This is a genomic window from Paraburkholderia unamae, assembly GCF_003096875.1.
In the GTDB taxonomy this organism is placed as follows: domain Bacteria; phylum Pseudomonadota; class Gammaproteobacteria; order Burkholderiales; family Burkholderiaceae; genus Paraburkholderia; species Paraburkholderia unamae.
In genome coordinates, this window is sequence record NZ_QEOB01000003.1 from 451,845 (window position 1) to 471,544 (window position 19,700).

The following is a 19,700-nucleotide window of genomic DNA, read 5'->3' on the forward strand; positions in this document are numbered from 1 at the left end:
CAAAGATGGAGACACAGATGAACCACAACGTCATCGACGATGTGTTGAAAGACACCCCCTTGAACTCGTTTCACGTCGCGATCATGTTCTGGTGCTCGATGCTCATGCTATTTGATGGGTATGACCTCGTGATCTATGGGTCGGTGCTTCCTCAACTAATGGTCGACTGGAAGCTCTCGCCAGTAGTCGCAGGGGTAATCGGAAGCAGCGCGTTGATGGGAATGATGGTGGGCGCGTTGACGCTTGGCAGCTCGTCGGACAGATTCGGGCGCAAACGTGTCATTCTTGCGTGCTTGGTCGTCTTTGGTGTGGCCGCGTTAGGCAATGGTTTTTGCGGGAACGCGACGCAGTTCGCAGCATGCCGCTTTTTCACGGGCGTTGGCCTCGGTGGCATGGTGCCAAACGTGGTCGCGCTGATGACGGAGATGTCGCCTTCTAGAAAGCGCAACATTCTGTTGACCGTCATGCTGAGCTTCTATTCGGTAGGCGGTGTGGTCGCAGCCCTAACGGGCAAAGTGATTACGCCGGCCTTCGGATGGCGTGCGAACTTCGTCGTTGCAGGCTTTCCCTTGCTGGCTCTCCCGGCCCTGTATCTGTGGCTGCCAGAGTCTATCAGCTACCTTATTGCACGTGGACGTTACACGGAAGCCGATCCCATACTCAAGCGATATGCGCCCGAATTTCGTGGTAGCTCCTCGAGCCTCGCGACTCCGACCGCCGAGGGGGTAGAGATCCAGGCACGTTCGCGCATGGTGGAACTGTTTGCGCGCGGCAAGATTATCGACACGCTTCTCCTGTGGGTTGCCTTCGGGATGTGCATGCTGATGGTCTATGGCTTGAACACTTGGCTGCCAAAGCTCATGGCCGCGAACGGGTACTCGCTGGGTTCCAGCCTGACATTCCTCACGGTTCTCAACGTCGGGGCGCTCTTTGGTGGACTGTTTAGCGGTTGGCTTGCAGACCGTCATGGTGGCAAGCCGACGTTGATTCTGTTTTTTGCGGTCGCAGCCCTCTCTATCTATCTCCTGGGATACAGGCAGAACACGTTCGTACTGAACTTGCTTCTCATGTGTGCTGGGGCGACGACTGTTGGTACCTTGTGCGTAGTCCATGCGTTTGCTGCGCAGCTGTATCCGTCCAACATCCGTTCTACGGGTGTCGGCTGGGCTGCCGCAGCAGGCAGACTTGGTGCAATCGCGGGCCCGGCCTTGGGTGGCTACCTGCTCAGCCAGCAATTCTCAATCGGGTTCAACTTCACGGTGTTCGCCATACCTGGTGTAGTTGCCGCGATTGCCTCTTTCATGATTTCAGGTAACGGAAAGAAGACTCTTAGCGATACTCAGGAATTGGTTGCGCACGTCGATTGAGCAATCTGGCAACAGAAGTCACATATACAATTTTTGGAGAGACAGAATGAGTAATGTTAGTCAGTCGCGCGTTTGGGAAGGTCACGTCTTTTCGAATGGATGGGGACGCCCGAAGGGCGGTACCGCTTCCGTCATTGAGCCTTCCACGGGTGAAACGCTTGCGACGATTGGAATGGGGCTACCTGAGGACGTGGATAGCGCCGCGACGTCGGCTGCAGCGGCTCAGGAGTCCTGGGCCTCGACGCCGTTCGACCAACGTGCCGCGATTCTGCGTGAAGCAGCAAGACTGCTCAAGGAGCGCGCAGCCGAAATTAATGAATGGAACGTTCGCGAATGTGGCTCGACCCCCGCAAAGGCTGAGTGGGAACTGCATGCGACGTACGAGCAACTGCTTATGGCAGCTGCGATGCCGATGCAGCCCGACGGCGCCTTGTATCCGTCTGCGATGCCGGGTCGATTGAATATCTGTCGCCACGTCCCGGTTGGTGTCGTCGGCGTCATCGCGCCATGGAATTTCCCCATCCTGCTTGCGATGAGGTCGGTCGCGCCCGCTCTGGCGGTGGGCAATGCTGTCATCCTTAAACCGGATCCCCAGAGCGCCGTATCGGGTGGTCTCCTGTTGGCCAGTGTGTTCGAAGATGCGGGTTTGCCGAGCGGAGTCTTGCACGTCATTCCTGGCGGCCCAGCAACGGGTGATGCGCTGGTACGCCACCCCAAGGTAGGGATGATTTCATTTACCGGCTCAACGGCCGTCGGTCGCTCGATTGGCCAGATCTGCGGGCAGATGCTCAAGAAAGTCGCACTCGAGTTGGGTGGCAACAACGCGATCGTCGTGCTGGATGACGCGGACGTCGACGCCGCTGCTTCGAACGGCGCGTGGGGTGCATTTCTTCATCAGGGACAGATTTGCATGCAAACGGGCCGTCATCTTGTGCACCGCGCCCTTGCTGACCAATATGCACAGAAGCTGGCTGAGCGCGCGAAAAAGTTGCTGGTAGGCGATCCGCACAAGGAACAAGTCCACTTGGGCCCTTTGATTAATGAAAAGCAGCGAGATCGCATCCACAATATCGTGCAGAAGAGCGTCGCGTCTGGTGCAATGCTGCTGACGGGTGGGCAATACACGAATCTCTTCTATACGCCGACTGTCCTGACAGAAGTGACGAAGGACATGCCGGCCTTCACGGAAGAGATTTTCGGACCGGTAGCGCCGATTACAGTCTTTGACAACGATGATGAGGCTGTGGCGCTTGCGAACACGTCGGACTATGGCTTGGCGGCAGCGGTGCATACGCGGTCCATGTCGCGCGGTTTGGCACTGTCTTCGCGAATTCGAGCCGGTATGGTTCACGTGAACGATCAGACGGTCAACAACGAATTCCACGTTCCGTTCGGCGGCATGGGTTCATCGGGGAACGGCGGGCGATTCGGGGGACCCGCAAACTTCCACGAGTTTACGCAGACTCAGTGGGTCAGTGCTCTGGACAAGCCAATTATCTACCCCTTCTGATTTTCACCGGTGGCGAGTTGTCGGAGCGTCTTTCGGACGGCAACTCGCAAGACAGCGCGCGAGGGGCGTTGCACGCCGGCTGAAGTTGAACCGCCCGCAATTTCGTGACGAGTCCGACCGTGGTTCGGATGTCGCTTAGTGACCGCGCTACGGTCACGAACAGCATGTCGTAAGGATGCCACCGACTTCGGCACAAGTCTGAACTTGTACCTCGATGTGGTCACTGGGAAGTCACGCGGGCCGTAGACGCTCGCCAAGTCGGCGCGGGAGCTTTGGCTCACCGCCGGTTTTCCCCTCGATCACTTGGGGGGTGTAAGCGGCGTCAGTACGTTGGCCGCGCAGAATTCTAATTGTCAGATTGACGCGAAAAAGCGTCGTCATAGTAGGTTCGACCCTCCTCGAGATGGTCTTTGAACGAGAAGCCGCGCGCGAGCATTTCTTCCATATCTGCATGCCTTATTTTCATCACGTAGCTATGTTCGGTAGTGACGAGACGACATGCTCCACGGGTAGCACCGCCGCTGAACCATTTTCCCGGATCAGCATGGCCGGCGGGGTAGCTGCGAACGCCTGCTTCCACTTGCCAGCGACCGTCGAGCAGTATCCATGTGTCTAGATGGTCTGAAGCACTAGCGTCGCAGGTGGAGACCACTGTCCCGGCGTCGGCTTCCCATTCTCGAGAATGATCGATTGTCCAGCGCAACCGATCCTTAGTAAAACCAATGAAGAACGGCTTATGCCGAAGCAAGTGTAAGTAAGTTACGGAGGGCTTCATCATGGGACGCTCATTGGTATTGCCGTTTGTACTATTGACAGGGCTGCACGCGGAAAATAACAAAGACATCGTGCTAGCGATTGCGGCGAATCGAACGTAATGGTGGAGTTTCATGGTCACAGATTCTTGGCAACCGCAGTCGATTGAACGCGGCACGGTGGTCTGCCGTCTGTGCCGCATTGAGAGTTATTTCAATACACGTGGTTTGAGGAGATCCGACAGGCCAACTCGGTGCAGCATTTCTGCCCGCACCCGGTCCAGCACGGTAAAGCCTACGTCCGCGCCATCCTCGGCTGGGTCGATATGTACGCGGAATGGTCGCGTGCCAAACGGCATGCCGATGACCTTTACGATGGCTTCTGCGACTAGGCCGACATCAGCATCGGGCGGTACGATCTCGGCGAACGCTTTTTGCACTTGTTGGCCGAGCCCTGCATAGGGCCCTACTTCATATTCGGTGGCGCGCGCCTGATCGGCAGGCGCGCCCGCATGCGCGAAGTGGTTCATCCGCTTGTGCGGCCGGATCGCGAAGAAGTTCTCAAGCTCGTCTCTGACTTCAACGGTCAACTGAGCCACGCCGGATGGGAGCTCTACGAGGAGGAGCGTATCGCTGGTAGGCCGCGTTTTGCGTACCGCCGAATCACTCATAGTGGCTCTCGTGCTGTGTCACGCGCGCGTACTGTGGTCGAGGCACTGGACGCAGGTTGGATGGCGAAAGAGATCGAGAGACTGGAACTGGCCGTGGACCGAGATCTGGTGCTTGCGATCGGGACTGCAAAGGAACTCATAGAAACCGGCTGCAAGACGATTCTGACGAAGAAAGGTATCGCGTTCACCAAATCCGAAGATCTCGGCGATCTGACTAAAAGGTCGCCCGAGAGCTACAACTCGTGCCGGAAGGAATCACGGACGAAAAGAAAGGCGCAGACAACATAAGGCTGATCTTGCGCAATCTCACGCAGTTCACCAACAATCTGGCTCAGTTGCGCGGACTTTACGGGACTGGTCATGGACGTGACGGCCAGCACCGAGGCTTGCAGCCGCGCCATCCCCGTCTTGCGGTCGCTTCCGCGGTAGCATTCATTGACTTCGTTGCCGAAACATTCCGCCATCGGGAGACGGCCAAGAAAGCAAGATGAGCGCGCCAACATTGCAGCGTCAGTCCCGTAGCCGTCAGCGACATATCCAGAAAAGAATCTTCCTATGCAGCAGCAAGAGCGTGTCCTGACCGCATCGAATATTAGCCAGATTACGCAGGAGTTTCTAGATACTCTTGCGGAGCTTGGCGATTCCATCCACGGTCTGCGCGGGATTCCGTTGCTCACGGCGCTCAAGCGTGAGAAGTTGGTGCGCGGACCATATCCTGGCGTCAGTCTGTTCGAGGCCGCCAATCGAATCATGTCGGACCTTGTCATCTTGCGTGGTGTTGCAGGATTAATCGAGGCCGGGACGTTCGGCATAGAGCGATATCTTGTCGAATTTGGCAATGAAGACCGCAATGGTTTTGACTTGAATGGAGTGGACCACGATGGGCGCACGCTGGTGGACGAGGCGTTTAATGTAGCTCCCTCCTTCTTCGGACCGAAGAAGCAGAAAGCGGTTTCGAAGCTTCGCTCTAACGGAAGTGCAGCCACATATCGTCTTCTGCTGGTCAACGACGACGCGGTTGCTCCCGGCTACACACCACGGCTAGAGGTGGGACTGCACTATGTGTTCGTCAACATCGAGTCAGGTCGGATTCGGATACATAACGCGCATAACGCGCCGTCTTGAAGGGCTCGTTTCTAGCGGTGAGCACCGACGATGACGATTACCAGCGGTTCGCGAGGAGGGTAATTCAGGCGCGTGCGCGGCGGCGTTTGCGCGCATTGTTGCAATTTTGTTCACATCCCATTGCCCTGGATGCCATCGTTGGAAGCAATGTGGCGCACTATACTCCAGCCATTACTAATGCTTTCGCTTGGATTGCCATGAAACGCTTGTCTGGGATCGCCATCGCCCTGCTCCTATGTAGCGGCCCCGTTTTTTCGCAGACCCTGTCTTCCCAAGATGCTGTGCCAGCAGAAGCCCATTACGGCAAAACCCGCGCAGAAGTGAAAGCTGAATTGGTTGCAAGCGAAAAAGCGGGCCTCATGCCCATGAATGACCCTAACTACCCGGCCGCCCTGGTTGCGAGCAGTCAAGGGAGCCGGACTGCGAATCTAACGGCCCCCCAGACACTGGCACGCCAGACACGGTGAGTGCCTATTCCAACCATCATCGGAAATACGCGATAGCGCCGTCGATGATGGTCCGTACCTTTTGCGGAATGTATTGACGGCTAGGGTAGACGAGGGAAACCTCGACGTCGGAGTTCACAACCGTATAGTCCGGCAAGAGTCGAATCAAGTTTCCAGCAAGCAGATCGTCGGAAACGAGGCCTGCCGGCAACATGGCAATTCCCATTCCAGCGAGCGCAGCCTGTTTGAGCATTGTTGCGTTGTTCACCGTAAACGACGGATTGAAAGTGATTTGTTCATGGTCCTGCTTCGCAAACGTCCATGATTGCGATCCTGTTTCTTGTGTTTGACTAAGGATGCGATGTTTGGACAAATCAGCTGGAATGCGTGGAGAACCTGCGTCTGACAGATAACGCGGCGAGGCAACGGGAACTCGCGAAGCCAGAACCAGTCTGCGCGCGATAAGGGATGACGAGGTGATCATCCTGTCCACGACGATCCCGACATCATATCCAGCGTCCAGCAGGTCTACCGGCCGCTCCGTCAGCGTGACTCGTAGGGCGACGCGCGGATATTCGCGCTGGTACGCCGCAAAAAATGGCGCGAGTTGGAACAAGGAAAAGCTGCCGGACGCCACGATCCGTAGATCGCCTGCTATTTCACGTGAGGTTAGTGTGGCGCGAGTCTCAAGCTCGTCGATTTCGTCCAGGACGGAACGACATCCCGCCATGTATTCTCGTCCAGCTTCTGTTAAGGTCGTTTTGCGCGTTGTACGCTGAAACAAGCGAACGCCGAGATGGGATTCGAGGTTAGCGACGTGACGGGTGACTATCGACGTCGACAAGTTAAGTTGCGACGCAGCTTGCACGAAGCTGCCCGTGTCTGCAACGCGGACGAAAACCTGCATCGCGTGTAAAAGATTGATCATTGTTCAGTTGAGTTGCTCGCCAAGGGCTGGAGAGAGCGAGTAAGATGCGACGGATGACTACTCCTTCAAGTCGACGGCTGATCAGCAAATGACAAAAAAAGATCCCCAAATCAAACACGGGCAATACGCGTTGCCGCCCGAATGGACGGAGCGCTATCACCGCATGTACCCGGATTTGCCGCCGGAAATCTTCGATGCAATCTACGCATTGCGGCGGACAGCTCAGCGTGTAGACAATGCGTTCTCAGCATGGCTTTCGAACACTGACCTGACACCCGCAAAAATGGGACTTCTGATGCTTGTGTGGGCAGCAGGCGACGAACCGGTTAGCTTCTCCCAGCTGGGTAATCAGCTGTCTGTGACGCGAGCCACGATTTCTGGTCTAGTCGATGGATTGGTCAAAGATGATTTTGTTATGCGGGTCGAGGATCTCGTTGATCGACGCAATTTGCGAGTGAAGCTTAGTCCACAGGGGCGCAAGCGCCTTAAGCGCGTCATGGACGATCATTGCCGTCGCTTGACGTTTGCATTCGGGAGCATGGACAGTACGGAACTGACGACGATGGCTCAGCTGCTTAATCAACTCGCTGACCGCGCGGAAGCCATCAGCGATTCGACTCCTCTGTGAAGGTGCGCCCGGGGGTAGCAGATCCAGTAGGGATGCTCCTTCAGGCGACAACGCGCGATGATTCATCCAAGACTGAATCACGCTGTGCCGGCAGAGCCCTTTGCTGCAGCAGGTGGCGAAACGTCAGCATAAAAAGCTCGTTTTGAGAGGTAATGCCAAGCTTCTCATAGACTCGCTTGCGGTAGGTGAGGACACTGTTGATGGATATGCCCAGGTTGAGCGCAATTCCTTCGGACGTGTAGCCAGTCAGAATTCCAACGCAAACAGTGCGCTCGCGAGTCGTAAGCGACGCGAATACTTGCGCATCCGCGAGAATCCAATCGTCGGCCAATCCCGGAGAGGCTATCGACGAGTGGCCGTCCTTCGGCGCAGTTCGTTCCACGTTGTTCATCACATCAACTCCTTGCCGCTGTCGCATTTCCAGAAAAGTCAGGCGTGGAGTACCCACCTCGACACCCTAAATTTGTAAGGCGCCTGACGATTTGGGCGTAGACTTGGCGTCCCGTCGGTTAATTTTCGATGGTCCATCTCTTCGGCTGGCCTCGCCGCAGATGCCAGCACAATCACCTGTGTGGTCATGCCAACCCGTCATTCGAGACCACGGCTCGCCTTCCTAGTGTATGATGCCACAAATGGTAAGGCACCTGACGGTTTGAGTATAGAACCTGCCAATTTGAAGCTGCAAGGCATGGAAAACCCTGCACCGCCCGAGTCGATTGACGTCTATTTGTCTGAGCAAGGCGGCGGCTTTGCAGCGCTTTTTATTGGGGCAAGAACACTGGTCTGGCATGCGACGCCCCTTCCTTCGTCCACAAGATGGGGGAAGCCTGTGCACCTGGTGGCTATCGCATCGAATAGGGCCTCCGCCGTATGCGCTGTTACATCGCGAGTCGATTGCTTCCCCGGTCCCACATAGAATCAAGTGAGAACACCTGAAGTAGCTCGACCACAGGCTACCTCAGGTAATCGGGCTGGTAACTCGTTAGGGTCGGGCTGGAGCGTGTTAGTGCGGATGAGTGAGGCACTGGGAATATTCGCTCTGATAGCAGACAAAAACTCAGGAGTATTGAATGTGTGAAGGCTTGCCTAAGTCCAGCTCCGTAGCTGTAATCGGAGCGGGGCAATGGGGGAGGAATTGCCCAAGTTGCAGCGCTTGCGGGGCATCGCGTCGTCCTGTTCGATGTCAATCAGGAGGCTGTGAGCAACGCAATCAGATCCATTGCGACAGCGCTGGGGAAGTCGATAACAAAGGGAAAGATGTGTGAAGCTGAAGCTCAGACAGCTATCACGCGCATCGTAGCTGCGAACGGAATCAGCGAGATAAAAGGTGTGAGCCTGGTCGTCGAGGCTGTCGCAGAGCGGCTTGACGTAAAACAGAAAATATTCGCCGATGTCGAAGAAATTGTAGAAGATGCTTGCATTCTAGCGACGAATACCTCCTCGATTTCCATCCCCGCCATTGGTGCACAAATGAGGCGACCTGAGCGCCTCATCGGGATGCACTTCTTCAATCCCGCGCCGGTCATGGCATTGGTTGAGATAGTAAGCGGTCTCGCAACGTCGAGAGATATTGCCGATTGCGTCTATTCGACTGCCAGAGATTGGGGCAAGGTTCCTGTGCATACGAAAAGCACACCGGGCTTTATCGTGAACCGTGTGGCCCGGCCATACTATGCTGAAGGATTGCGTTCGCTAAACGAAAAAGTCGCAGACGCAGCCTCAATCGATGCCTTGATGCGCGACTCTGGGCAGTTTCGCATGGGGCCGCTCGAACTGATGGATCTGATTGGGCACGACGTGAACTTTGCCGTCACGGAGTCAGTGTTCAGTGCGATGTTTGCGCACCGTCGTTTCACGCCTTCCATCATTCAACGTGAATTGGTAGACGGCGGCTTCTTGGGCCGGAAGACGGGTCGTGGCTTCTTCGACTATTCGGAAGGCGCACAGAGACCCGGACCTACTATTGAACCGTTGGCATCCGCGCCGGCAAATGTGAAGCTTGGGCCGACACTATCTCCAGGAACGAAGTTGCAGGAACGCCTCGTAGAGGCGGGATTGCCTGTGTCACCAGAGCGGACAACGGACACTGATGTCATCGCGGAGGTTGCCGGTGGACAGTCATCCGAGTTTGCAAGCCCGGGCGTTTCCGTGTTTGCGACACAGTAAGCGTGGGAACGTAGAGAAGCGTCAGTTCCACTGACGCCGTCGGCTTAACCCTTATCGCTCGCCAACGGTTGGGTCTCGTTTCATACGAGACGCAACCTCTTTGGCGTAAGCATCCGATGTTGCGGTTGGGCCGCAACCGGAAGGCGTTAGCGGAACGAGAGTGCAAGTTCTACGAATAGGGTAACGCGCGCATTTGCTTCACCGTAGCGGTGGGCCACGGAAAGCGTAGTCGACGTATCTTCATCGTCAAGCGAACGAAACACAACACCGGGAATGACAATGGCACGCAAGGATGCTGGAACAAGCGCAACTCCTAGCCCTGTCGCAATCAACCCGATAAGGGTGGAGGCTTGTTGTGCTTCTTGTACTACCTTTGGCTGGAAGTCGCGCTTTGCGCACAACGACAGCGTTTGCTCGTGGATCACGACGCCAGCCTTCTGGGGATACGCGATAAATGGCTCATCACGCAAATCGGCAATTCGAACTTTCCGCACCTTGGCCAAGCGATTTTGTGATTGCACAGCGAGGAGTAGTGGCTCGGTGTAGAGCGGCGTTATCGCGATGCTAGAGGAAAGTGGGGCCTCGGGGGCCCGCAACAAGCCGACGTCCAACTCGCGTTGGTCGAGCGCCTCAAGCTGACGGGAAGACGAAACCTCGGTCAAGGTGATGTTGACGTTGGGTCGTTGGGTCCGGTAGGCGTGTATGAGCTTCGGAAACATGGGTGAGAGTGACGACGCGTTTGTAAATCCCACCCGCAACCGGCCGACATCCCCGCTAACCGTCTCCCAGACGGACTCTTTGGCGTGCTCGACCCGCGCGAGGATCGCTCGCGCGTCGTCGACGAGGGCCATTCCCGCTTCGGTCAGCGAGACCTCCCGCCTGGTGCGATGAAACAGGCGGGCCCCAAGTTCTGCCTCGAGTGCCTGTATTGCAAGGCTTAAGGGCGCCTGGGTGATGCCGAGGCGCTCGGCGGTGCGTCGGAAGTGAAGCTCCTCCGCGAGGACCGCAAAGTACTCAAGATGCCGCAGATTCATTGATATGTTTTGTAAATCAATAAAATGAAATTAAAGAATAATGCAAAACACAAGCATCGGCCATACTTTCATCACCCGATAGAACGAACGGAGACAACATGGACGGAGCGGAATTGCTCGAGCGCCTGCGTGGGGGACACAACGTCGTCGCGCTGGGAATCCGCGCCTCGCGGACGCCAGAAATCGTGCGCTGGGCGAAAGCAGCCGGTTACGACTCGATCTGGATCGACATGGAACACAGCACGATGCCGGTGGATGCGGTGTCGCAGATGTGCCTTTGTGCCCAGGATCTCGGTCTGATGCCGTGGGTACGCGTACCGGAGCGCGACTATGGGGCGATTAATCGCGTGCTTGACGGTGGTGCACTTGGGATCATCGTGGCACGCATTGAGAGCGCTGAAGAGGCACGGGTGGCCGTCACCGCGACGCGCTTCGCGCCGCTCGGCCAACGCTCACAAATTCTGACGTTGCCGCACGTAGGGTACGCCGCGCTGCCAGTGCGCGAAATGAACGCCAAGGTGAATGCGGCGAGTGCTCTTAAGGTGCTCATCGAAAGTCGCGCGGGTGTTCAGGCTGCATATGAGATCGCAGCGGTGGATGGCGTCGATATCGTGGCGCTCGGCTGCAACGACCTGTCGGCAGACCTCGGTCACGCGGGCGAGCCTACGCACCCGGAGGTTGTCGAGGCGTGCCGTCATGTGCTGGAGGCCGCTCGTCGCCACGGAAAGGTCGCGATCGTCGGCGGAATGCCGGAGAGCGAAACACTTGCCGCACTACGCCGCGACGGCGCCAAGCCGTTCCTCTTCGCCGGCATCGATACGGATCTATTTCTGGCCGCATTGCGGCAAAGGGCTGCCCAAGCCCGTGCAACCAATTAATTTATCGAACTACAGGAAGTCATGGCTAACCCTACCGATACTCCGCTCATCTCTACGCCCATGCGCGATTGCCTTACGCTTGAGCGCCCCGCGTTTGAGATGCCCGATCTTGCGTGCGACGCGCACATGCATGTATTCGGCCCGCTCGACCGTTATCCGTGCGTTGCGCGCCCTCACTACACGCTGCCGGACGGCAAGCTTGCTTCCTATTTACAACTCATGGCGGTCCTGAAGCTCAAGCGCTTCGTGATCGTGCAGCCGAGCTTTTACGGCACCGACAATCGCTGCATGATCGACGCACTCGAAGTGGCTGGATCGATCGCGCGCGGTGTCGCGATGATTGAGGAGGATACCGACGCAGCAACGCTGGACAGCTTCCACAAGGCAGGCGTGCGCGCCGTGCGTCTGGACCTGTTTGCACGTTCTGTTCTGCCGACGGCCGAAATCCAGCAGTACATCACGCGCATGGCGAAGCGTTGTGCCTCGCTTGGTTGGCACCTGCAGTTCTATGCTCCGGGCTGGGTTGTGCGCAACCTGATTCCGTTCCTCGCGGACGTGCAAACCGATTTCGTTATCGACCACATGGGCTACATGCTGGAAGAAGACGGGCTCACGCAGGACGACTTCGCACGTCTGCTCGATTTGCTTCGCGACGGTAACTGTTGGCTCAAACTTAGCGCGCCGTACCGCATTGCCAAGCATCGCGGCTACGAAGCGGTCGCGCCGATGGCGAAGGGCATCATCGCCGCAGCACCGCACAAGGTTATCTGGGGCTCGGATTGGCCGCATATCCCGGACGGATCGCGCGATACGGGTGAACTGCTTAACCTGCTCGCGCAGTGGACTGATGACGCAGCCGTGCATCGAGCGATTCTCACGGACAACCCCGCGCGTTTGTTCGACTTCTGAGGAAGTGGGAGAGGCAATCATGAGTTATCAGCCAGATCCCGCCTTCGCGGGCCTGTTTCGTGCCTTTACGTCTGACCCCGAGAGCATCGGCGCGCATTTGAGCGTGCAAATGGCGGATCTCGCTGCGAGCGATCCGATTATTGTCTCGACAGGCTCGGATATCGTACTGTTCCCGGGCGACGGCGCTGCGCCGAAAATTGAAAGCTTCCGCAAGTCCACGCGTGGTTTCATTGAGTTGACTGCAGTCTCGCACCTACCGCTCGCGCTGGCGTATCTGGCGCGTATGCGCGAGCTGGCAGGTGACGACGGGGCCGAGGCGTTATGGCGCACCGACGCGCAAAGATTGCTCGGCCACGTGGAAAAGACGCGAGAGGCCAATTCACTCGCGCTGTGGCGCGATTACGTGGATGTTGCGAGCTTTGCGGGCTACGAACAGAAGATTGTTGATCTTGTTGACTACACATGTGGTGCCTCGCTCAATATGCTTGAGCGTGCGCTGCGGGACCCGGCACTACTGAGCTTTGACGCACTGAATGCGCAATTCTTCGCGCCGCATCCGGGCGAAGGCGTGAGCGTGCCGATGAACGACGTCATGTTCGCCACGTTCGGGCTCGCCTACCTGGATATTGTCTATCGCATCGGTAACTGGTTGCGCGAGCAGCGGCTCGACTGGAGCCGGACGATGGCGCTGGTAAGCGGGCAGTCGGGGCGGCCAACCGCTGGCGTGACCTGGGCGTCAAACAATATGTGCTACCTGCTGTGGCGCTCTTCGGAGAGCGCGTTGCTGCCCGAGCGCGTGCTTGTTGCTCCGCATGCGCCGTCGTTCTCCGTCGCACAATCGCCCGACGCGGCAGGCCTCGCGAAGCTGGAGCGTGACTACAGGGTGCTGTGGCTCAACACACGCGCAAGCATTGACGTGGCGCGAGAGCTCTTCCCGAATCACGCCGGTTATCACTTTGAACCCCAGACGGCAGGCGGCATGCCACCAATCACGGACCTGCGCGATCGCACAGCGACCACGGCGCGGCTCCGCCGAATCATGGAGGATCCGGCGCAACTACTCTCCAATTGCGTAGCGGACTATATCGTCGATCAGCTGCACGCGAACGGCAACGATCCGACGCTCGTGCCGATCCCCGGTTTCACCGATGTTGAATATCCGCCGCAAGGGAGTGTGTGACACGGCGTCCTTCGGCGCAGTAGGAAACATCTCGATAATGAAAGGGCGACGCTATGATCGTCGCCCGCTGGAGACATAAACATGAATGCCCGTTCCACTGAGCGAGCCGCGCTAATCACGCTGGTTTGTTTCGCTGTGTCGATGATAGACGGCTTTGATACGTTGATGCTGTCGTTCGTCGCCCCGCTAATTTCGCATGCACTTCAGATCGATCATGCAGCGCTTGGTCGTGTTTTCGGCGCGGGCTTCATTGGCACAGTAGTCGGCTCGATAGTGGTGGGGCCGGCCGCCGATCGATTTGGTCGCAAGCCGATGTTGATTGTGGCGCTCGCACTTACGGGCTTGCTTACGCTCGCTTGTGCGTTCGCGACTTCGGCGCCGGAACTCGCTCTGCTGCGTTTCATTGGTGGTCTCGGGATGGGCGGTGCGATTCCTCCGGTCGCTGCGATCACTGCAGAGTGTGCGTCACCGCGACAGCGGTCTTCGCTTGTCATCCTGATGTTCATCGGCTTCCCGCTCGGCGCAGTGGTGGGCGGCGCGATTTCGGCAGCTCTAATGATCCATTACGGCTGGCAGATTGTGTTCTGGATGGGCGGCGCGTTTGCTCTTGCCATGCTCGTTCCTGTGATTTGGCTTATTCCGGCGCAAACAGGTGTGTCAGAAGCACCGACGCGAGGCCATGCGAGGCTCGGCGCAATCCTCGCACAGGGCAGGGCTGCGCCCGCCTTTGCACTCTGGTGCGGTGTGCTTGCGAGCATGATCGTTTCTGGCTTCTTGGTCAGCTTTATTCCGACCATTCTGAACATGAACGGTGTCCCGCCTGCACGCGCTGCCCTAGGCGCGGTCGTTCTCAACGTGGGTGCCATCGTCGGCGCGCTTGGACTGTCATGGATTGTGCGCCGACGCGAGCCTTTCCGCCCGGTAGCAACGTCATTCGTTGGCGGCGCACTATTGACGTGTGCGCTGGGGCTGCTCATCGGCGTAGGTAACGCCCTCTTTGGCATGTTGTTCCTCGTAGGGGCCTTCCTTGTAGGTGGCCAACTGACATTCCCCGCAATCGCCAGTCGCTTGTTCCCGTCTGCGGTGCGAGCGTCTGGCGTGGGATGGACCATGGCAATCGGCCGACTTGGCTCGATCATCGGTCCGGTAATTGGCGGACTGATGTTGGCACATCAGGTCTCGTTCGACAGATTGTTTGTTTTCGCAGGGTTGCTTGCATTGTTCGCTGCTGGCGGGGTTGCACTCGCGAGCTTCTGGGGACGCGGCGAGGGACTGGCGGGAGAAAGCGAGTCCGAGGCTGGCGCTTCTCTCGTTGTGGCGGAAGGGAAGCATTAGGTCGCGCCGGATGTCTGAGCGACAAGAGTAATTTAGGAAAAGGAGAAGAATTCAATGAGCGTACGCATCTTGACGCCGATTCAAGAGCTCGAAACGACTGGTGCGCGAGCGTCGGCGACTTGGAAAATTGACGACATCCGCTACCTTGCCGTGGCGCAGCTTGCGCGCGATCTCCCGGGTGAGCCTCCATACATGAATGGTGGCGACAGCGATATCGAGGCGCCACTTTTTCGGATGGAAGGGGAGCGCTTCGTTGAATGTGGCGCGTTGCCGCTAAAGGGTGGCGAGGACATCGAATACTTCGAAATCGGTTCCCGGAGATTTCTTGCTACTGCGGGCATTCGTAGGGGGCGTGGGCCGTACGAACTCAACACACAGGCCGCGCTCTATGAGTGGCGCGATGGCGCGTGGGAGGCGATGCAATACTTTGCTGTTTTCGCGGCGAAGCAGTGGCGGGCGTTCACGATCGGCGAAAGGCATTTTCTTGCGTTGGCACAAGGCGTAACCGTGGACGGAGTGGATGCGACGCACCCGCGCACTTCGCGAATCTTCGAGTGGACCGGTGAGCGCTTCGAACTCTTTCAGACAGTAGAAGGTCTGTGGGGCTATGACTGGAATCACTTCCAGCACGGTGATATGCACCTTCTCGCGTACTCGGATCATGTGAGTGGCTCGTCGGTGCTGCGCTGGAACGGTGATCAGTTCGTGATGCTGCAACTTTTCGAGGAGAAGGGCGGACGCACGTTCCGATTTTTCGAGGCGGACGGCAAATTATGGATGCTTCACGTCAATCTGCTCGCACACACCACGCTGTATAAATTCGACGGCGACCGCTTTGTCGAAACGCAGCTACTGGGTAAGGCGGGAGGACGCGAGCTCTGCCTCATCGAGAGCGGAAGCGAACTCTATCTCGTGCGCGTGTGCTTCATCACTGGAACTCCCCAGGCGCCTATTGTTGAACGCGAATCACAGGTGTTTCAGTGGGCGGGCGACGCGTTTGTGCTCATCGAGACCTTCGAAACGAGTGCAGCAACGTCGGCTACAAGCTTTGTGGAAGGCGGTACTCGCTACCTGGCCGTCACGAATAGCTTGAGCGCCGAGCAGCGATTTGGCGTGGCCTCAACTTTGTACCGCTTTAACGCCTAACGCGAGTCGTCGCGTTCACCTTATGACCCGGCTGGGGCCGGGTCATCCCCTTATCGCAAATGAGTCCCTCACGCGAGGGAGGGACTCGCATTAACTAAAAAAAGCAAAGGAGACGCGCAATGAAGAAAACCATGACGAAGGCGGCGGTCGCAGCCCTCATAGGAGCCGGCACGGTGGGGACCGCGCATGCGCAGAGCAGTGTAACGCTGTACGGCATTATCGACGCGGGGATTACCTACTTCAGCAATTTGAATGGCCATCATACGTTCGTCGCCAATGACGGATCAATCCAGTCGAATCGCTGGGGTCTGCGCGGCGTGGAAGACCTCGGCGGTGGCACCCGAGCAATCTTTGACCTCGAAAACGGCTTCAATCTGTATACCGGTACGATGGTTCAATCGGGCGTTCTATTTAGCCGTCAGGCATGGGTGGGGCTTGCTAACGACACTGCGGGCACGCTGACGCTTGGCAAGCAGTATGACTTCTTCTGGGACAATCTTACGCAGTTCGCAATGGGCCAACTCGCGGGACAGTATTCGTGGCATCCCGGAGATTTCGACCATCTTGCCGGCACGTTGCACATCAACAATGCCATGAAGTACACATCGCCGAACTATGCCGGGTTCACATTTGGGGGCTTGTATGCATTCCCCTCGCAGTCAGTGAGTGCAGGAACGGGGCGTGTTTATTCTCTTGGCGCGCGCTACACGAATGGCCCGCTTAATCTTGGTCTGGCATATACGAACACCCACGACCTCGGCTTGAACGGACCGACCCAAGCTGGCACAACGTTCTTTCCTGGTCTGCCCGCAGGCCCGGTACTCGCCAACAACGTCGCGTCTCTTGGGGTGGGCGGCAGCTATCGCTTCGGCCGCAGCCTCACGCGCTTGCTCTTCACCGATACGCGCTTCAAGATTGGCAAGGACAGCGGTTCAATGTTGACCTACGAAGCGAACGAAGCATTCTTTCTTACGCCGTCGACGACTTTGATGGCCGGTGCTTGGTACAGTAAGCTCGGCTCGCAGAAGTGGGTAAACGCGACGGCGCTTTGCGACTACTGGCTCTCGAAGAGCGTCGACATTTACACGAGCGCGACGTGGCTTCGCGCGACTGGCGGAGCCGCGCCTGTATTCCTTGGCGGCGGATCGGCACCGGTTTTTGAGAACGGCGTTTATGTAGGAACAGGCGATACTTCCGTCGCAGTGCGAGTGGGTCTGCGTAAGCTGTTCTAAAGCGTTCGATTCATTCCACAAGGGCCTCGTCGTCACGTTTGTCTGGAGCTATTCGACCCTCGCAAGGGCCCCGAATAGCATCCGCGACAGCAGCGCCGTCCTCCAGATGGTGGACTGTGGCTAACGAGTGCGGAAATGCGTCAGCACTGCCTGCGCGACGCGACTCAAGTGCTTTTCGACTGCCCGTTGTGCAGCTGCCGTGTCGCGCAGGCGGATTGCGCGTACGATGGCGGCGTTTTCGCTCACGACGTCAGGCAGCTTCCCGTGGCGCCTCAGCCCTTCGACACGTGCACGCTGGACATGACGCGAGAGCAGGTTATAGGTGTCACGCAAAGCTGCGTTATTCGCGAGATTGATGATACGACGATGAAGAGCTTGGTGCAGCTCGAAGTACCTCTCGGGGGTCTCCGGGTCGTACTCTGCAGCGAACGTCTTGTGCAGCTGCACAAGCTCGGCAATCTCCTCGTCCGTCGCGTCTAGGCAGACTTGCCGGGCGGCGTAGCCTTCCAGGGCGCCGATGATTCCGAGCTTCTCCTCAATCGTCTCAACGGAAATCGCTGCGACGACGGCGCCACGATTGCGGAACAACTGAACAAGCCCCTCAGAAGCCAATACTTTCAACGCCTCGCGCAGCGGTGTGCGGGACACGTTGAACTCCGCGCACAGTTCTCGCTCGGAAATGGGCGTGCCGGGCGGGAGTACCCCATCCACGATCCTGTCCCGGAGGACTTCTGTAATCTGGTGGTGCAGATGCGTGGTTTCGGACATCTCTTTGGCGAAATAGACGATCGCGCCCCATGCGCGGCGACGTCATTATAGGCCATTGACGCCCTCCTCACGGCGGCGGCTGTTTTGTCGACGCGGGCCGCTGGAACCGTCCGTCTCGTGGTGAAAGACAGACGGTTGTTCGCAGTGAAAATTCGTCTGCCGCCAATTCCGGCGACGTGCGCCTGGTGCGAACATTCGCGTGATCCCGAATGCGATTTCAAACAGGCTTTTGGCAGATCACGCCAAACCAGCCCAGCCCGCGATACGCCTCGTAGCCTGGGGTCGCGGCGAAAGAGACGACTGTTCCGTCTGTTGCCCGGTAGAAGCCCGCCGGCCTGCCGTATGTATGTAGGCGGAAGCGTTCGGTCAGGAGCCCCTGCCCGTCCGAGGCCGCAATCACGCGAAACGCCGAATCGACAATCATGCAGCGCGTGCGCACCCATTCGTCCTCGCTTAGGCGTACGCCATTTACAACAGCGCCAGCCTGTGGCGCCCAGTCAAAGAAGATCACGAGGGCACCCAGCACGCGACCGTCTGAGTGACCGTTCTCGCGGATCGCGGTTGAATAAGTTGCCACCTGAGCATGCTGCAATAACGCAAGAGACTCGACGTCGGATGCAACATATTCTGCGCCTGAACGCGTTTTCATCGCGGCCTTGAACCACTCTGTTCCTGCTACGTTCTGCCCACGTACCGCGTACAGGCCATGCCGCCCATTGGCGACAACGAAGCCGCGTCCGTCAGCAACCGATATGTCGCGGTAGACCGTGTAGCTGTCCAAAATCACGGAAAGCCGCTCGCTCGCGTGCTTTGCCGAAGACGGCTCGCTGCGGGTGAGACATTCCACGACGGCCGAATCTGTTGCCCACCACCGCACGTCGCAAGAACGCTCATAGACATTGCGGTCGATGACGTCAATCACGCTGAGCGCAAGATCTGCGCAGCGCTGGCCGTCGTGTGAACGCAGGCGCTCAATCATGCTGTCGCCGAGCTGCGTAAGCGTAGTCAGCGAGCCGGCGAGGTCCTTGTTCAGATCCGTGGTGATTTCAGAGATGCGCCTAGAAACGTGCTTGACCTGATTGGCGAACACCGCGAAGCCTTTTGCCCGCGTTACCCGCCCGAGCCGCTTCGATGAGTGCATTCAACGCGAGAAACGTGGTTTCGCGATGGATGTCGTTGATGTCGCTAATCTTACTGGTTGCGAGGCGCTTCACTTCATGCGTGAGGTCGACGATAGCTTGGGGATTCGACATGTGATGATTCCATCAGGGCGTTAGCTTGCTTGTCGAGTATGCAAGCTTTGGGCCTGTTCGCGCTGGTGCGTTGGATGCCGAATGCAAACGTTTTCTTCACGACAATGGGGCGGCCGGCTTTTGGAACGGCACGGATTTGGCCGGTAACACGCCCACGTTGTGGGCAAGGCAGTTCGACTATTGCGAGTCGCATTTCCCGGCACGTCCAACGTACCGCCTGAGTGCATCCCGGTATCGACTCCGTTGCCGGATCATGTCGCAGAGCCGGAAGCTTGAATTTCGATATCCGCAGCGATTCCGCGTCAGTCGCACTAGCTCGTCGATCTCCGTCCGCTTCCAGCGGGCGAACAACGCGCGGTCCAACTGATCGCG

The 19,700-nt window shown here is 57.7% G+C and carries 19 protein-coding genes and 3 pseudogenes; 15 read left to right on the forward strand and 7 right to left on the reverse strand.

Features of this window, described 5'->3' with window-relative positions:
• Positions 1–17 precede the first annotated feature (17 nt).
• Positions 18–1,367 carry an MFS transporter gene (locus tag C7402_RS09100; RefSeq protein ID WP_116610364.1) on the forward strand — a complete coding sequence of 450 codons (1,350 nt, stop codon included), beginning with the start codon at positions 18–20 and terminating at the stop codon, positions 1,365–1,367.
• Between the two features lie 46 nt (positions 1,368–1,413).
• Positions 1,414–2,877 carry a benzaldehyde dehydrogenase gene (locus tag C7402_RS09105; RefSeq protein WP_116610365.1) on the forward strand — a complete coding sequence of 488 codons (1,464 nt, stop codon included), beginning with the start codon at positions 1,414–1,416 and terminating at the stop codon, positions 2,875–2,877.
• Positions 2,878–3,223: 346 nt separating this feature from the next.
• Here the strand turns inward: C7402_RS09105 and C7402_RS09110 are convergent, their stop codons facing one another.
• Both C7402_RS09110 and C7402_RS09115 read right to left on the reverse strand, forming a co-directional pair.
• Positions 3,224–3,655, reverse strand: a complete 432-nt coding sequence (locus C7402_RS09110) for a hypothetical protein (protein WP_208948914.1) — start codon at positions 3,653–3,655, stop codon at positions 3,224–3,226.
• Between the two features lie 183 nt (positions 3,656–3,838).
• Positions 3,839–4,156: pseudogene (locus C7402_RS09115) on the reverse strand (oxidoreductase); the annotation flags it as partial.
• On the opposite strand from C7402_RS09115, the pseudogene C7402_RS48290 reads away from it, so the two are divergent.
• The 5 genes and pseudogenes from C7402_RS48290 to C7402_RS09130 form a co-directional block, all read left to right on the forward strand.
• Positions 4,142–4,318 (forward strand): annotated as a pseudogene (locus tag C7402_RS48290) (AbiJ-related protein); the annotation flags it as partial. The pseudogenes C7402_RS09115 and C7402_RS48290 overlap by 15 nt on opposite strands.
• 42 nt (positions 4,319–4,360) lie before the next feature.
• Entirely contained in the window at positions 4,361–4,588 is a 228-nt protein-coding gene (locus tag C7402_RS47645; protein ID WP_244314792.1) for a hypothetical protein, read from the forward strand.
• A complete protein-coding gene (locus C7402_RS48295; protein ID WP_208948916.1) occupies positions 4,543–4,791 on the forward strand; it encodes an abortive infection family protein in 249 nt (82 codons plus the stop codon). The genes C7402_RS47645 and C7402_RS48295 overlap by 46 nt, the downstream gene beginning before the upstream one ends.
• Before the next feature lie 64 nt (positions 4,792–4,855).
• Positions 4,856–5,425, forward strand: a complete 570-nt coding sequence (locus C7402_RS09125; RefSeq protein ID WP_116610366.1) for a hypothetical protein — start codon at positions 4,856–4,858, stop codon at positions 5,423–5,425.
• A 17-nt stretch (positions 5,426–5,442) separates the two neighbouring features.
• Positions 5,443–5,892 carry a DUF4148 domain-containing protein gene (locus C7402_RS09130; RefSeq protein WP_133254448.1) on the forward strand — a complete coding sequence of 150 codons (450 nt, stop codon included), beginning with the start codon at positions 5,443–5,445 and terminating at the stop codon, positions 5,890–5,892.
• A gap of 16 nt (positions 5,893–5,908) precedes the next feature.
• On the opposite strand, the gene C7402_RS09135 is transcribed toward C7402_RS09130, so the two are convergent.
• On the reverse strand, positions 5,909–6,799 hold the full coding sequence (locus tag C7402_RS09135; protein ID WP_116610368.1) for a LysR family transcriptional regulator: 891 nt from the start codon (positions 6,797–6,799) through the stop codon (positions 5,909–5,911).
• Positions 6,800–6,887: 88 nt separating this feature from the next.
• Here C7402_RS09135 and C7402_RS09140 point away from each other — a divergent pair, with 88 nt between their 5' ends.
• Positions 6,888–7,427, forward strand: coding sequence for a MarR family winged helix-turn-helix transcriptional regulator (locus C7402_RS09140; protein ID WP_116610369.1), 540 nt, complete (start codon positions 6,888–6,890; stop codon positions 7,425–7,427).
• Positions 7,428–7,467: 40 nt separating this feature from the next.
• Here the strand turns inward: C7402_RS09140 and C7402_RS09145 are convergent, their stop codons facing one another.
• Positions 7,468–7,818, reverse strand: coding sequence for a helix-turn-helix domain-containing protein (locus C7402_RS09145; RefSeq protein WP_208948917.1), 351 nt, complete (start codon positions 7,816–7,818; stop codon positions 7,468–7,470).
• Between the two features lie 782 nt (positions 7,819–8,600).
• Here C7402_RS09145 and C7402_RS09150 point away from each other — a divergent pair.
• Positions 8,601–9,593: a 3-hydroxyacyl-CoA dehydrogenase NAD-binding domain-containing protein gene (locus C7402_RS09150; protein ID WP_425273772.1), complete on the forward strand. Its 993-nt coding sequence runs from the start codon at positions 8,601–8,603 to the stop codon at positions 9,591–9,593.
• A 146-nt stretch (positions 9,594–9,739) separates the two neighbouring features.
• Here C7402_RS09150 and C7402_RS09155 read toward each other — a convergent pair whose 3' ends face one another.
• Positions 9,740–10,627, reverse strand: a complete 888-nt coding sequence (locus tag C7402_RS09155) for a LysR family transcriptional regulator (RefSeq protein WP_116610371.1) — start codon at positions 10,625–10,627, stop codon at positions 9,740–9,742.
• 98 nt (positions 10,628–10,725) lie between these two features.
• Between C7402_RS09155 and C7402_RS09160 the strand changes: the two genes are divergently transcribed.
• The 6 genes from C7402_RS09160 (at position 10,726) to C7402_RS09185 (ending at position 17,307) form a co-directional block, all read left to right on the forward strand.
• Entirely contained in the window at positions 10,726–11,505 is a 780-nt protein-coding gene (locus tag C7402_RS09160; protein ID WP_116610372.1) for an HpcH/HpaI aldolase family protein, read from the forward strand.
• A gap of 126 nt (positions 11,506–11,631) precedes the next feature.
• Positions 11,632–12,414: an amidohydrolase family protein gene (locus C7402_RS09165; RefSeq protein WP_244314801.1), complete on the forward strand. Its 783-nt coding sequence runs from the start codon at positions 11,632–11,634 to the stop codon at positions 12,412–12,414.
• Between the two features lie 19 nt (positions 12,415–12,433).
• The gene (locus tag C7402_RS09170) at positions 12,434–13,594 is read left to right on the forward strand and encodes a DUF5624 domain-containing protein (RefSeq protein ID WP_116610374.1); all 1,161 of its coding nucleotides are present in this window, start codon (positions 12,434–12,436) and stop codon (positions 13,592–13,594) included.
• Between the two features lie 81 nt (positions 13,595–13,675).
• Positions 13,676–14,929, forward strand: coding sequence for an MFS transporter (locus C7402_RS09175; protein WP_116610375.1), 1,254 nt, complete (start codon positions 13,676–13,678; stop codon positions 14,927–14,929).
• A 54-nt stretch (positions 14,930–14,983) separates the two neighbouring features.
• Positions 14,984–16,075 (forward strand): hypothetical protein, encoded by a 1,092-nt coding sequence (locus C7402_RS09180; protein ID WP_116610376.1) that lies wholly within the window; start codon positions 14,984–14,986, stop codon positions 16,073–16,075.
• Positions 16,076–16,194: 119 nt separating this feature from the next.
• The gene (locus C7402_RS09185) at positions 16,195–17,307 is read left to right on the forward strand and encodes a porin (RefSeq protein ID WP_116610377.1); all 1,113 of its coding nucleotides are present in this window, start codon (positions 16,195–16,197) and stop codon (positions 17,305–17,307) included.
• Between the two features lie 120 nt (positions 17,308–17,427).
• Here C7402_RS09185 and C7402_RS09190 read toward each other — a convergent pair whose 3' ends face one another.
• Both C7402_RS09190 and C7402_RS09195 read right to left on the reverse strand, forming a co-directional pair.
• Complete coding sequence (locus tag C7402_RS09190) at positions 17,428–18,075, reverse strand: GntR family transcriptional regulator (protein ID WP_116610378.1); 648 nt, start codon at positions 18,073–18,075, stop codon at positions 17,428–17,430.
• Positions 18,076–18,292: 217 nt separating this feature from the next.
• Positions 18,293–19,328 (reverse strand): annotated as a pseudogene (locus C7402_RS09195) (methyl-accepting chemotaxis protein).
• Between the last annotated feature and the right edge of the window lie 372 nt (positions 19,329–19,700).